This is a genomic window from Paraburkholderia aspalathi (assembly GCF_905220735.1).
Classification (GTDB): domain Bacteria; phylum Pseudomonadota; class Gammaproteobacteria; order Burkholderiales; family Burkholderiaceae; genus Paraburkholderia; species Paraburkholderia aspalathi.
The window spans coordinates 124,895-139,166 of record NZ_CAJNBA010000008.1; the positions used below are offsets into that span (position 1 = coordinate 124,895).

The 14,272-nt window shown below is 61.2% G+C and carries 12 protein-coding genes; 7 read left to right on the forward strand and 5 right to left on the reverse strand.

What is annotated here, in order from left to right; translation table 11 throughout:
• Positions 1-100: 100 nt before the first annotated feature.
• The 7 genes from KHO30_RS33015 to KHO30_RS33045 all read left to right on the forward strand — a co-directional run bounded on the left by KHO30_RS33015 (position 101) and on the right by KHO30_RS33045 (position 7,551).
• Positions 101-1,012, forward strand: coding sequence for a LysR family transcriptional regulator (locus KHO30_RS33015; RefSeq protein WP_211703438.1), 912 nt, complete (start codon positions 101-103; stop codon positions 1,010-1,012).
• A 476-nt stretch (positions 1,013-1,488) separates the two neighbouring features.
• Positions 1,489-2,580 (forward strand): porin, encoded by a 1,092-nt coding sequence (locus KHO30_RS33020; protein WP_211703439.1) that lies wholly within the window; start codon positions 1,489-1,491, stop codon positions 2,578-2,580.
• Positions 2,581-2,946: 366 nt separating this feature from the next.
• The gene (locus tag KHO30_RS33025) at positions 2,947-3,810 is read left to right on the forward strand and encodes a branched-chain amino acid ABC transporter permease (RefSeq protein WP_408313746.1); all 864 of its coding nucleotides are present in this window, start codon (positions 2,947-2,949) and stop codon (positions 3,808-3,810) included.
• Positions 3,811-3,818: 8 nt separating this feature from the next.
• A complete protein-coding gene (locus KHO30_RS33030; RefSeq protein ID WP_211703441.1) occupies positions 3,819-4,829 on the forward strand; it encodes a branched-chain amino acid ABC transporter permease in 1,011 nt (336 codons plus the stop codon).
• A complete protein-coding gene (locus KHO30_RS33035; protein ID WP_093644572.1) occupies positions 4,822-5,586 on the forward strand; it encodes an ABC transporter ATP-binding protein in 765 nt (254 codons plus the stop codon). Before KHO30_RS33030 ends, KHO30_RS33035 begins: the two co-directional genes overlap by 8 nt.
• Entirely contained in the window at positions 5,573-6,280 is a 708-nt protein-coding gene (locus KHO30_RS33040) for an ABC transporter ATP-binding protein (protein WP_211703442.1), read from the forward strand. The genes KHO30_RS33035 and KHO30_RS33040 overlap by 14 nt, the downstream gene beginning before the upstream one ends.
• A gap of 86 nt (positions 6,281-6,366) precedes the next feature.
• Entirely contained in the window at positions 6,367-7,551 is a 1,185-nt protein-coding gene (locus KHO30_RS33045; RefSeq protein ID WP_211703443.1) for an ABC transporter substrate-binding protein, read from the forward strand.
• A 74-nt stretch (positions 7,552-7,625) separates the two neighbouring features.
• On the opposite strand, the gene KHO30_RS33050 is transcribed toward KHO30_RS33045, so the two are convergent.
• The 5 genes from KHO30_RS33050 to KHO30_RS33070 all read right to left on the reverse strand — a co-directional run bounded on the left by KHO30_RS33050 (position 7,626) and on the right by KHO30_RS33070 (position 14,119).
• Complete coding sequence (locus tag KHO30_RS33050; RefSeq protein ID WP_211703444.1) at positions 7,626-8,531, reverse strand: SDR family oxidoreductase; 906 nt, start codon at positions 8,529-8,531, stop codon at positions 7,626-7,628.
• Between the two features lie 73 nt (positions 8,532-8,604).
• Positions 8,605-10,161: a class I adenylate-forming enzyme family protein gene (locus KHO30_RS33055; RefSeq protein WP_211703445.1), complete on the reverse strand. Its 1,557-nt coding sequence runs from the start codon at positions 10,159-10,161 to the stop codon at positions 8,605-8,607.
• Positions 10,158-11,876 (reverse strand): long-chain fatty acid--CoA ligase, encoded by a 1,719-nt coding sequence (locus tag KHO30_RS33060; RefSeq protein WP_093644493.1) that lies wholly within the window; start codon positions 11,874-11,876, stop codon positions 10,158-10,160. Before KHO30_RS33060 ends, KHO30_RS33055 begins: the two co-directional genes overlap by 4 nt.
• A 113-nt stretch (positions 11,877-11,989) precedes the next feature.
• Positions 11,990-13,225 (reverse strand): acyl-CoA dehydrogenase family protein, encoded by a 1,236-nt coding sequence (locus KHO30_RS33065; protein WP_211703446.1) that lies wholly within the window; start codon positions 13,223-13,225, stop codon positions 11,990-11,992.
• 120 nt (positions 13,226-13,345) lie between these two features.
• A complete protein-coding gene (locus tag KHO30_RS33070) occupies positions 13,346-14,119 on the reverse strand; it encodes an SDR family oxidoreductase (RefSeq protein WP_200621103.1) in 774 nt (257 codons plus the stop codon).
• Between the last annotated feature and the right edge of the window lie 153 nt (positions 14,120-14,272).

Consider the following 14,272-nt stretch of genomic DNA (forward strand, 5'->3'; position numbering starts at 1 on the left):
AGAACGACAACCGCACGCGAAAACGCTGCTAGACTCAAAGCATCCTTAACCTGAAGTTAATAATGGGCTGCTCGACGGCCCGCTCGTTGGCCCACTCAACATGACTTCGTCGATACAACCGGAAGATCTCGCCTTCTTCTCCACGCTCGCTGCAAGCGGCAGCCTGACCGCGACTGCACGCGAACTCGGCTTGAGCACGGCGGCCGTGAGTAAGCATCTGGCGCAGATGGAATCGCGCGCGGGCGTGTCGCTCGTGAATCGCACAACCCGGCGGATGAGCCTTACGCCGGAGGGCGAGCTTTATCTCACCCGCGCACGGCGCATCCTGAGCGAAATGGACGACCTGGCCCAGTTGCTCGGCGGCTCGCAAGCAGCCCCGAAAGGCCTGTTGCGCGTGAACGCGACGCTCGGTTTCGGCCGCAGTCACGTGGCGCCGCTCATTTCCCGATTCGTGCGGCGTTTTCCCGAGGTGGACGTGCAGCTGCAACTCTCCGTTGACCCGCCACCGATTAGCGACGACGCCTTCGACGTGTGCGTGCGTTTCGGCGAACCATCGGATGCGCGCGTGATTGCGCGCCGGGTCGCGTCCAACCGTCGGCTGCTGTGCGCATCACCAACGTATTTCACCAAACGACGCGCACCGCGCAGTCCGGCGGAGTTATCGCAACACAATTGCATCGGCATTCGTCAAGGCGACGATGGCTACGGGTTATGGCGTTTAACCAGCGGACGCGGCGCGGCCGAAAAGACCGAGACCGTGCGAGTGCGCGGCAACCTCACCACCAATGACGGCGAGATCGCGGTGAAGTGGGCGCTCGACGGTCACGGCATCCTGATGCGGGCGGAATGGGACATCGCGGAGTACCTCGCCGATGGCCGTCTGATCCACGTATTGCCGGAATACCGCACGCCCGATGCCGATATTTACGCCGTGTACCCGCAACAATTGCAGATGACGGCACGGGTCAAGGCATTCGTCGACATGCTGATAGAAACGTTCGGTGCGCGCTGAGTCTGTTGTTTGATAGTTCTGCAATGCAGAACTACCGCATCAACCATCTCTATCGCAATTCAAACCGGATAATTCCGGCAATCCCCTTGTATTACATAGTCTTACGGCACACTTCAAGCGCACCTTCAGCGCCAGGTGTTTTCCCTATTTTGGCCTGCATTGCAGTCCAAACGAGCGATTTCCCCCGTTGACACAGAACGAACGGTCGTGCCAAATTGCGCCTGCATCCTGTGCGCAAGCATGCGATCAATGAGCTCTTAGCAGCGCCGGGCCGCCCCGCATCCCAGGAGACAAGCCAGCCGGCAACCGGACTCGAGACGCCTACTAGCAGATCCAAAATTTCGCATCCCTTATCAGATCGCGAGGGCTCTTTATCGCCTGTTGAAATCGTATCGCGCAACAGATCGCCAGAATCTTGCAGCACAAGCATTACTTCGCCAGTTCAATTGATTCCAATAAACAAGGAGACACGAAGCATGCCGGCAAGTCATCGCAATCGAATTGGAGCCATTCTTGGATTAGTGGGCGCATGCGCCCTGGGCACGGCCCAGAGCGCCCATGCGCAAAGCAGTGTCACGCTGTACGGTATCGTCGACGGCTCGATCCTCTACACCAACAAAACGCTTAACGCGACCACCGGTCAGAACGCCGGCCGTCAATACTCGTTCACCGACAGCGGCCTCTCCGGTTCGCGCTTCGGCTTGCGTGGCGCGGAAGATCTCGGAGGCAGCATGCGTGCGATCTTCGAACTCGAAAGCGGTATCAGCATCGCCAGCGGCGCGTTCAGCAATTCGAACGGCAACGCGTTCGGGCGGCAGGCGTGGGTCGGCGTGGACAGCCGCTACGGCACGGTCAAGGCCGGTTTGCAGTTCTCGCCCTTCTTCCTAGCGGTGTACGACTTCGATCCGCGTGAGATGTCGTACTTCGGCAGCGGTCTCATCACCTATCTCAACAACGTCTATGTGACCGGCCTGTTCAATCCGAACGGCATTTCGTACACGTCGCCGGAAATCGCCGGCTTGCAAGGCAGCGCGATGATGGCGCTAGGCGGCACAGCGGGAGACTTTCAGGCGGGACGGCAGTACTCGGCAAGCCTGCGCTACCACCTGGGCACGCTGACCATCGATGCCGCGCTCTATAGCGGCAACGCCGGCGGCAGCGCTGCATCGATCGCGATTCCGAGCGTGGTCGAATTCGACGGCCGTGCAATCGGCGCAAGCTACGTGTTCAACAACCTGACCGTGAAGGCGTCCTACGTGCAGTACAAGGTGGCCGGCTCGTTCAACGATCGCGTCTATTCGGGCGGCGCCAGCTATCGCATCACACCGGCGTTGAACGTCGACGCGGGCGTGTGGGTCACGCGCGACGGGAACAACTCGTCGAACAACTCGATACTGGCGTCCACCGGGATCGACTATTCCCTCTCGAAGGCCACCGTGGTGTATGGGCAAGCCGGCTTCGTGACTAACCACGGTGCCATGCACACCGGACTGTCCGTCAACAATGCACTGAACGAAGTAACCGGCACAACGGCCGGCGTGAACATCGGCATGCGGCACATGTTCTAACCGCCTCAGAACGCGAGATACCGGCGTACCGTGCAAGCGGCGCGCCGGATCATGCGAATGGGCGACTTGATGCGCGCTATCTAAGTGACTTCCCTAATAATCTGCAATGCAGAACAATCAAATGGAAAAACTTATTGACGCAAAGCGAACGCCCGTGCCAAATTTCTCTAACGCCGCCACACATCACCATTTCCAGTTTGCGCCGATGCGAGCGTGTTTTAAGCGTCGACAACCGTCGATAACGGTCGCCGGATTCGAGAAGGCGGCTGTTGTCCCGTCCGTAGTCAGGCGTGCGGCGATGCGTTCCCTGCGGCAAGGGTAACGATTGCACAGCGCGCCTCCGTTGGAGGGTGTCAAAGCGTGGACATGTTTTTGCAGCAGCTTCTCAACGGCTTGACGCTGGGCGGCATCTACAGCCTCGTCGCACTCGGACTCACGCTGGTCTACGGCATTCTCGCCGTGCCGAATTTCGCTCACGGCGCGTTCTACATGGTCGGCGCGTTCGTCTCGTTCTACCTGATGAGCCGGCTCGGCTGGAACTACTGGCTCGCAATGATCGGCTCCGGCCTCGCGGTCGCCCTACTCGCGATCCTCGCTGAACGGCTGGTGTTCCATCCGTTGCGCAAATCTTCCGAATTGCATCCCATGATCGCCGCGATCGGCCTCCTGCTATTTCTCGAAGCCGGTGCGCAGGCGATCTGGGGCGCGGACTTTCATCGTATGGCCACGCCCTACACCGGGATCGTCGACCTGGGCGGCGTGACCGCGCCGGTGCAGCGCCTTTTGATCATCGGCGCCGCGTTCGCGTTGGTGGTGCTGCTGCAACTCTTCCTCAAATACACGGTGATCGGCTCGAGCATCATCGCGATGGCGCAGGACCGCGAAGGCGCGTCGCTGATGGGCATCGACGCCAACAAGGTGACGATGCTGACTTTCGGCATCTCCGGCCTTCTCGCCGCCGTGGCCGCGACGCTGTACGCGCCGATCAACCTCGTCTATCCGGCGATGGGCCAACTGGTGATCCTGAAGGCCTTCGTGATCATCATTCTCGGCGGCATGGGCAGCGTGCCGGGTGCGATCGTCGGCGGGCTGATCATCGGCATGGCGGAGAGCTTCGGCGCCTTCTACATTTCGACCGACTACAAGGACATCATCGCCTTCGTGCTGCTGGTGGTGATTCTGTCGGTTCGTCCTCAAGGACTGTTCACCAGGGAACTGCGCGCATCGTGAAACCGGTCATGAAATTATTCGAGGGCAAGCTGGGCTGGACACTGCTGTTCGTGCTCGGTCTCGTGTTTCCGTTTCTGGCCACCAACGACTACATGCTTACCGTGATGTCCACCGCGTACGTCTTCGCGCTGGCCACCGTCGGGTTGAATCTGATCACCGGCTATACGGGGCAATTCAATCTCGCGCACGGCAGCTTCATGGCGGTGGGCGCGTACACAGTGGGCATTCTCACGGTCGATCATCAGGTGCCGTTCTGGATCGCGTTCATTGCGTCGGGCGTCGTCGTCGCGATACTGGGTGCGCTGGTCGGCCTTGTTTCGCTGCGTCTGCGCGGCCACTACTTTTCTATTTTTACGCTGTGCGTGGGCTACATCATGTTTCTCGTCATCGAGAAATGGGACAGCCTTACGCATGGTGTCTCGGACATCGTCGGTATCCCGGCGCCTTCGGGCTTCGGCATCGTCTCGTTTGAAAATCCGCGGCCGCTCTATTACCTGGTGTTCGCCTTTCTGGTGCTCGGCGTGTGGCTGATGCATCGCATCGTCGACTCGCTGCTCGGCCGAACCTTCATGGCGATCCGCAATAGCGATGGCCTCGCGCAGTCGCTCGGTATCAACCTGATGCGCAACAAGGTGCTGGCCTTCGTGCTGTCGGTCGTCTATGCCGGGCTTGCGGGTGGACTCTATGCGGGTTCTGTGCGCTTTCTCGGACCGGATCTGGCCGGCGTCGAGCATACCTTCGACATGACCATGTACATGCTGGTGGGCGGCATCGGCACCCTCGCCGGCCCGCTGCTCGGCGCGCTCGCCATACCCTGGCTCACACAGTATCTGCAGTTTTTGCAGGCGTACCGCTTCGTGGTGTTCGGCCCGATCCTCATTTTGCTGGTGATCTTTTTGCCGAATGGGATCGTCGGTTTGTATAGGGCGAGAAAGAGCCAGCGCGCGAAACTGGCAACGCCGAAGAGCGATGTTGTCTCGCATCAATCGCAGCCCACACGCGGAGACCGTCATGCTTGAAATCGACTCGCTCAGCAAACGCTTCGGCGGTCTCGTCGCGGTCGACGACGTCAGCACGCATATCGAAGCCGGCAAGATCAATGCAATCATCGGGCCGAACGGCGCGGGTAAGACCACCTTCTTCAATCTGATCAGCGGCACCCATCTGCCGAGTTCGGGACGCATCCGCTTCAAAGGCCAGGACGTGACAAAGCTGGCCGCCGATCAGATGGCGCGCCTCGGCATTGCGCGCACATTTCAATCCACTGCGCTGTTCGACCGGGCCAGCGTGCTCGACAACCTGATCGTTGGCCACCGGCTGCGTACGCGCTCGGGGCTGTGGGACGTGCTGACGCATTCAGCCCGGCTCAAGCAGGAAGAACGCATCTGCCGCGAGAAAGCGCGCGAGGCCCTGGATTTCGTCGGACTGTCGGCGATTGCGGAACGGATGGCCGGCGACATCTCGCAGGAAGAGCGCAAGCGTGCCGCCGTGGCGCTCGCGCTCGCCACCGAACCGAGCCTGATGCTGCTCGACGAACCCGCCGGCGGCGTCAATCCCGAAGAGACCGAAGGCCTCTCCGAACTGATCCGCAAGCTGGTGAAACACGGTGTGACGGTGTGCCTGGTGGAACACAAGATGAACATGATCATGAAGCTCGCCGATCGCATCATGGTGCTGAACTACGGCAAGAAAATCGCCGAGGGCACGCCTGCCGAGATTCGCGCCAACCCGGCCGTGATCGATGCCTATCTGGGGAGCGAACATGCTGAGGTTTGAGAACGTCACGCTCGATTACGGCAGTTTCCGCGCGCTGGACGGCATCACGCTGCACGCGGACGACGGCGAACTGGTCGTGCTGCTCGGCGCCAACGGCGCGGGCAAGAGCTCGATCTTTCTCGCGACGAGCGGCCTGCGCCGCGCCACGAGCGGCAGCCTGCGCCTCGGAACGCGCGAGCTGCTCGGCATGACGCCCGCACAGATCGTGCGCAACGGCGTGATTCAGTGCCCTGAGGGCCGCAAGCTGTTCCCAGGCATGTCGGTGCTGAAGAACCTCACGCTCGGCGCCTATGTGCATCGCGGCGACAAGGCCGGCAATCAACGCAATCTCGATCAGGTATTCGCGCTCTTTCCGCTTCTCGCGGAACGCAAGGATCATGCGGCCGGCTCGTTGTCCGGCGGGCAGCAGCAGATGGTGGCGATCGGCCGCGCGATGATGGCCCGCCCCAAGGTGTTGCTGCTCGACGAACCGTCGCTCGGTCTCGCGCCGCTGGTGGTCAAGCAGGTGTTCGAGGTGATCCAGCAGATCAATCGCGCGGGGACGACGGTGCTGCTCGCCGAACAGAACGCGTTTGCGGCGTTGAAGATCGCGCACCGTGCCTATGTGATCGAGAACGGCCGCATCGTGCTCGAAGGCGATCACGCGAGTCTGATGAACAACGAAGCGATCCGGCGCGCTTACGTCGGCGGCTGAACGGATTTGATGCACCGCCTGACGCATGGCCATAAATGTGACCATGAGCGTCGGGCCATATTCGAACAATCCCAAAGGAGACACGTATGACGATCAAACGCTTGTGCGGACGCGCTGGAGTAGTTGCGGCGGTCGCCACGACTGCGCTGCTGGGCACGGGCGCCGCGATGGCGCAGCAGGTGGTGCATATCGGCTACTCCGGTCCGTTGAGCGGGGGCGCGGCGAAGTACGGCCAGGAAGTGCTCGAAGGCATGCAGATGGCCGCGGCCGACGTCAATCAGGCCGGCATCGAAGTGGCCGGCAAGAAGATCAAGCTCGAAATCGTGCCGCTCGACGACAAGTACAACCCCGCCGAAACCGCCATCAACGCCCGGCGTCTTGCGCAGGAACAGCAGGCAGCTGTGGTGCTCGTGCCGCATTCGGGCGGTGGCTTCGCCGTGCAAACCAGCAATGAGCAACAGAAACTACTGCTGCTCTCATACACCAGCGTGCCGCAGATCAGCGAGCGCGGCAACAAGCTCACGGTGCGCATTCCGCCCGCGTTCACGTCGTATCTGAACGCGTTCATCAAGTACGAAATGGCGACGTACGGCAAGAAGGTCGCACTCGCCGCCACCGATACCGACTACGGCAAGGTCTGGGTCGCCGCATTCAAGCCCGCATGGGAAGCAGCCGGCGGCACGATCGTCGCGGACAATTCGATGTCGTATAACCGCGCCACCGATTTCTACAGCGGTGTGAGCCGTGTGCTGGCCGCCAAACCGGATGTGATGTTTATCGGCGGCCCGTCCGAGCCGACCGGCTTGATTGCGCAGCAGGCACGCGAACTGGGTTTCAAGGGCGGCTTCATTGTGATGGATCAGGCCAAGCTCGACGAAGTGGCCAAGGTGACCGGCGGCTATGCACCCTTGAACGGCGCGATCGGGGTGTTGCCGCTGGCCAACGACGATACGCCGAACGCTAAAGCGTTTGTGGAGCGCTTCCGCAAGACCCACGCTGGGCGTGATCCGAGCCAGGAAGTATCGCTGAACTACACCGCGGTCTACGCAACGGCACTCGCGATGAAGCTGGCCGGCAGCGTCAGTGATGCGACCGCGATCCGCAATCAGTTCGATAAAGCCGTAAAGGCGCTGCCGCCACAGGCCAATCCGCAGAGTGTGACGGGTGTCGACGACCACGGTGGCTTTGTGATCGGTAATCCGGTTGCGGCAGTGGTTCAGGGTGGACAGTTGAAGTCGGCGGTGTTGAGTTCGCTGACAGCGGCGAAGTGACGACGTGACGGTCTGATATGGGCGTAAAAAAAGCGCCGTGGTTTCCACGGCGCTTTGCGCATTTCCAGTTCGGATTACCCCTTCAACGCCTCGATAATCTGAACACGCACATCGGGCCGCTCGGCAAACGGATCGGTCGGATTGCGCGGCGTCACGATATCCTCGGCGCGCGTTTTCACTGCGGCTAGCGCATGCGGATGCGAGAAGATATAGAACTGCTCGTCGCGGATCGCATCGAACACCATGCCCGCGACGGTTTCGGCACTCACCTTCCCCGAACTCACCGCCTTCTCGCTCATTGCGCGCGATACGCGTTGCGATAAGGTCGGAGGCGTGTCGTTGTCCAGTTCGGACGGGCGGTTGCGATGCGCCTTCGCAATACCCGTCGGCACGAAGTACGGGCACAGCACCGAGCACGCCACCTGCTGCGTGACCAGCGAAAGATCCTGATACAGCGACTCGGTCAACGACACCACCGCATGTTTCGACACGTTGTATGGACCCATCATGGGCGGATTAAGCATGCCCGCCATCGACGCCGTGTTGACGATATGCCCGCGATAGCCCGGATCGCGTCTAGCGGCCTCGAGCATCAGCGGTGTGAACGCCCGCACGCCGTGAATGACGCCCCACAGGTTGACACCGAGCAGCCATTGCCAGTCGCGTTCGGTGTTCTCCCATACGAGACCGCCGCTGCCGCCTACGCCCGCATTGTTGAACACCAGATGGACGCCACCGAAGGCGTCGAGCGTAGCGCGGGCCAGCGCGTCGATTTCCTCGCCCTTCGCGACATCGACGCGACGCGCGATGGCTTGCGCGCCGGCCGCGCTCACCTCGGCGAAGGTTTCGTCGAGTGCATCCTGTTGTACGTCGGCGAGTACGAGGCGCATGCCCAGCTTCGTGCCGAGCCGTGCGAACTCACGGCCGAATCCGGAGCCCGCACCGGTGATTACCGCTACCTTGCCTTCAAAATTGTTCATGCCTTGTCCCATTGCCAGTTGGTGAGAGTGGGTCTATCCAGCCAGGTGTATTCAGATGTCTCTATACGCTGTGCTAACGCGCGGCGGGATAGTACTGCTCGCGCAATTCCCGTTTCAGCACCTTGCCGATCGGACTGCGCGGCAACGCGTCGACAAAGGTCAACGCGGAGAGCCGCTGCATCTTGCCGAGCCGCGCGTTGACCCAGGCCAGCAGCGTGTCGGCGTCGCTCGGCGCACCCGGGCGAAGCACCACGAACGCAACCGGCGTCTCGCCCCATTGCTCCGACTGCGCACCCACCACGGCCACATCCGCGACATCCGGGTGCGAGCACAGTTCAGCCTCGAGGTCACTCGGATAAACGTTGAAGCCGCCCGAAATGATCATGTCCTTCTTGCGATCGAGCAGCGTCAAGAATCCGTCTGCGTCGAAGCGGCCCATGTCACCAGTTCGGATGAAGCGCTTGCCGCTCGGGTCATACCACTCCGCCTCGGCAGTCTTCTCCGGTTGACGGTAGTAGCCGGTCATCATCGCGGGCGAATGGCCGACGATCTCGCCCACCTCGCCCGCTGCGACCTCGTTGCCGAGCTCGTCGATCAGACGGATGTCGTGACCTTCGATCGGTTTGCCGACCGTATGCAGCTTGGTGGGACATTCGTTGGCCTCCAGCTGACACGAGCCACCGCCTTCGGTCATGCCGTAGTACTCAGTGAGCTTGCCCGGCCAGCGGCGCACCACGTCCGCCTTCACGCTCGCCGCGAACGGCGCGCTGGTGCAGAACTTGGCCCGGAAGCTGGAAAGGTCGTAACGGTCGAAATCCGGATGCGCCATCAAACGTTGATACTGGACCGGCACCAGCATGGTGTGTGTGACGCGGTACTGTTGCGCCAACTCGAGATAGCGTGTGGCGTCGAATTTCGGCATCAACACGACTGTGCCGCCGAATGTCAGCGTCGGCATGAAACTTACGAGCGTCGTGTTCGAATACAACGGCGTGGAGATGAGCGTCGTGGCATCTGGGCCATAGCCGCGTTCGATGCTGCGCACCGCATAAGCCCAGCGCATGCCGTGCGACTGCACGATGCCTTTCGGCGTACCCGTGGTGCCAGACGAATAGATGATGTTGAATGGCCACGCCGGATTGATCGTGACCGCTTCAGGCGTTGCGCCCTTGGGCGCGAGCCACGCTTCAAGCGGGGTGCTGCCTGCGTGCGCATCTAGCGCGATGGGGATTGCGCTGATCTCTGCAGCCACCGGTTCGAGCAAACGCTTGACGTCGGCATCGAGAAACAACAGCCGCGCACCCGAGTTGCCGATCATGCTGACGAGACTCGCCGCGCTCGACGACGGCGCGAGCGGCGCGACCGCCGCCCCTGCCCGCAGGCCGCCGAGAAACACCACAGCGTATTCCACCGAGGCGGCCGCGCATAACGCAATCGCGTCGCAAGGCTTGATACCGTCGCGCTGCAATGCGGCGGCAAAACGATCGACTCGTGCGTCAAGCGCGGCATAAGTCACGACCTCGCCGTCGCAGATCAATGCCGCGTGCTCACCGCGTTCTTTGGCGAAGCGGCGCAGCATGTCGGTGATGCAGACGAACGGTTCGTCCACTAACGCTTCGAGCCATGTCATGACGAGGCGCCTCCTTTGCCACCGTTGTTTTCACTCGCCGCGGCCGTGCGTGCCGCGTCCTCTTCCTGCAACTTGCGCCACAGAATTTTGCCGCTGCCCGACTTGGGCAGCGACGTCACGAACTCGACAATGCGCGGCGCCTTGTAAGAGGCCATCTGATCGTGCGCCCAGTCGATAATCGCCTGCTCGGTGATCGTGCCGGCTTCCGCCGCGGCGGGCACCACCAGCGCCTTGACCGTTTCGCCGCGCTTCGCGTCCTTCACGCCGATCACGCACACCTCCTGGATCGCGGGATGCCGGTACATAAGCGCCTCGACTTCCGCTGGCCACACCTTATAGCCCGAAGCATTGATCATGCGCTTGAGGCGATCGGTCATAAAGAAATAGCCGTCCTCGTCGATATGACCGAGGTCGCCAGTACGCAGAAAGCGCTTGCCGTCGAGTTCGATAAACGCTTCTTCAGTCGCCTTGGGATTGCGCCAGTAGCCTTGCATCACCTGCGGCGCGTTCACGATGATCTCGCCGGTTTCGCCTTGCGGTAGTTCCTGCAGCGTGACCGGATCAATCACGCGCGAGTCCACGTCGAATACGGGAATGCCCAGGCACTGCGGCTTCGGCCGATGCGGGGGGTTGATGTGCGTGCCGGCAATCGTCTCCGACATGCCATAGCCTTCGACATAATCGAGCCCTGTCAGCGACTTGAGCTTTCTGGCAATCGCGTCCGGCATTGCCGCGCCGCCGCCGCGTGCGCCCGTCAGGCTCGACAGATCGTATTCGCCAAGCTTCGGGTTCGACAGAAAATCGACCATCATCGCCGTGATCGACTGCCATGCGGTCACGCGATATTTCTGCATGCATAGCGCCGCAGCTTCGCGATCCCAGCGCGGCAACACGATAATTGTTGCCCCGGAGAAGACCGCGCTGTTCATGCCGCCTTGCATGCCGGTCACGTGAAAGAACGGCAATATCGATAGATACACACCGTCCGGCGGCGCAGAGAACCAGACGCAGCCGCCGAGCAGCGTGCTCATCACGCTGCGGTGCGTATGCATGCAGCCCTTCGGCTTGCCGGTGGTGCCGGACGTGTATGGCATCACGCACAGATCGTCCGGACCGGTGGTAAGCGGACCCGGCGCGATATGCCGTTCGAGCGCCTCGCGCCAGGACGTGACGCCGGGAATATTGAAGGTCTTGCGCGGCGCGGCCACGAACTCCGGCACGGGAATCGGCGATGGCCGCTTCAGATAATCGCTATACGTCGCGACGATCACGTGCTCGATGCCCTTCCCCGGCCCCTTGCCGATCAGCGGCTCGACGTTCGCGAACAGGCATTGCGGCGCAATGATCGTGGTCGCCTCGCTGTCCTCGACGTAATGCGCCAGCTCACCGCTCATGTTCATCGGATTGACCGGCACCACGACGGCGTTCGCACGCAGGATCCCATAGTAAGCGATGATCCATTGCGGGCTGTTCTGCATGTAAAGCAGCACGCGGTCGCCCGCCTTGACGTGGCATTCCTGCTGAAGGAATCCCGCGATACGCTCGGTTTCGTCCTTGAACTCGCCGAACGTAACCGCCGTGTCGTAGAAGACGATGAACGGTTTGTTGGGAAAACGCGCCGCCGACACCTCGGCGTTATAGAAAATATTGGTCTCGGGCAGCGTCAGATGCAATGGCACTTGCGGCGGCCAATTCGGGTGATGGCGTTCGTTCATAGGCGTCTCCTGCCTTTACTGTCTGTGCGCGTTTCACACGGATGGTGCGCGCTTCGTTCACATCCGCCGCGTGAAGGACGCGGCGGGTTAATGCGTCATGGCAATCAAGGGACTCAGTTGCTTGATGAATGCCCGAGATGACGTCCAAGCTCCATCTTCGCAATGGCGTTACGGTGCACTTCGTCAGGGCCGTCCGCGAAACGCAGCGTGCGCGAACTCGCATACGCGCGAGCGAGGCCGAAGTCGTCGCTGACCGCGCCGCCACCATGCACCTGCATCGCCCAGTCGATCACCTGGCATGCCATGCTGGGCGCAGCCACCTTGATCATGGCGATCTCCTGACGCGCGTCCTTGTTGCCGACCGTGTCCATCTTGTGCGCGGCGTTCAGCACCAGAAACCGCGTCTGGTCGATCATGATGCGTGCGTTCGCGATCCGCTCGCGGGTGACGCCCTGGTCCGCGATCGGTTTGCCAAACGCTACGCGTTCCAGCGAGCGGCGGCACATCGCTTCGAGCGCGCGCTCGGCGCGTCCGATCAAACGCATGCAGTGGTGAATACGGCCGGGTCCGAGCCGCCCTTGCGCGATCTCGAAGCCGCGGCCCTCGCCGAGCAGCATGTTGCTGGCCGGCACACGTACATTTTCAAAGGAGATTTCGGCGTGACCATGCGGGGCGTCGTCATAGCCGAATACCGGCAGATGACGCAGTACTTTCACGCCCGGCGTGTCCATCGGCACCAGAATCATCGACTGCTGCTGATGCCGGTTGGTGTGGTCCGGGCTGGACTTGCCCATAAAGATGAGGACCTTGCAGCGCGGATCGTTCGCGCCCGAGGTCCACCATTTGCGGCCGTTCAGAATGTAATCGTTCCCGTCGCGTTCAATGCGCGCCTCGATATTGGTTGCGTCTGACGACGCCACTTCCGGCTCCGTCATCGCAAAGGCCGAGCGGATCGAGCCGTCGAGCAGTGGCAGCAGCCATTGTTGTTGCTGCTCCGGTGTTGCGTAACGCACCAGCGTTTCCATGTTGCCAGTGTCCGGCGCCGAGCAGTTGAACGGCTCCGCGCCGATATGCGAGCGCCCCATGATTTCGCACAGCGGTGCGTATTCGAGGTTGGTGAGCCCCGCGCCGTATTTCGACTCGGGCAGGAACAGGTTCCACAAACCCACGGCTTTCGCTTTCTGTTTCAATTCCTCGATCACCGGCGCGGGCTGCCAGCGGTTGCCGGATTCACGTGCGGCGTCCATCTGCGCTTCGAAAACCGCCTCCGCTGGACACACGTGCTCGTCCATGAAAGCGTTCAGGCGCTGCTGCAAACTCTTGACCTTGTCCGAGTGCTGAAAATTCATGCGGCGTCTCCTGTCGACCGGAGTTGGCGCTTTAGCGCTTACTCCGGTCCCATGCAAAGCTGTTTCTATACGTAGACGCAGCGCGCCCTTGCCAGCGCGCTGCGTCTGAAGACCACTCGATCAAACAATGATCGAGCCGCCATCCACCGCGAAATACTGTCCCGTGATATGACGCGACGCTTCACTCGCGAGGAACACGACCGGGCCTTTGAGATCCTCATCACCGCCGAGGCGCTGCAACGGCGTGCGCGAAATGACGGTGTCTTCGAGCTTGTCGAGCAAGCCCGCCGACATCTTCGAAGGGAAAAATCCCGGGCAGATCGCGTTGACGTTGATGTTGTACTTGCCCCATTCCGCCGCAAGCGCCCGCGTGAAATTGATCGCCGCGGCCTTGGAGGTGTTGTACGCAATCGTGTTCATGCCCGGCGGCGAACCCTTCAACCCCGCCACCGACGCGATGTTGATGATCTTGCCCGCACGACGCGGAATCATGCTGCGCTTGCCGACTTCACGAGCGACGAAAAACGGCGCATGAACATTCAGGTTCATCACCTTGTGCCACGCTTCATCGGGGTAATCTTCGGCCGGTGCGCCCCACGTCGCGCCTGCGTTGTTCACTAGAATGTCGATGCTGCCATGCAAGCCGAGCACTTCATCCACGAGACCGGGGATACCCTCGAAGCGCTGCAGATCGTTGACGATGGTCTGCACCTCGATACCCCGGCTTTGCAGATGCGTTTTCGCTTCGGCGAGCTCATTGGCCTTACGCGCGGTGATCGCCACGCGGCAGCCCATTTCTCCTAATGCCTCGGCCATTTGCAAGCCCAGCCCGCGCGAGCCCCCGGTGATCAGTGCAACCTTGCCGTCCAGTTGAAACAGGTCTTTCACAGACATTACGACGCTCCTCCAAGTTGTTCTGCAATGCAGACTTCTATTCCAGATTTGCTGACCATCATACGTGCCGAAATTCAGCCTGTAAATAAAAGCACGCTCATTCACTTTTGATTTAAACTGACACGCATCGTCGATGGGCCGGTCATCGGGACT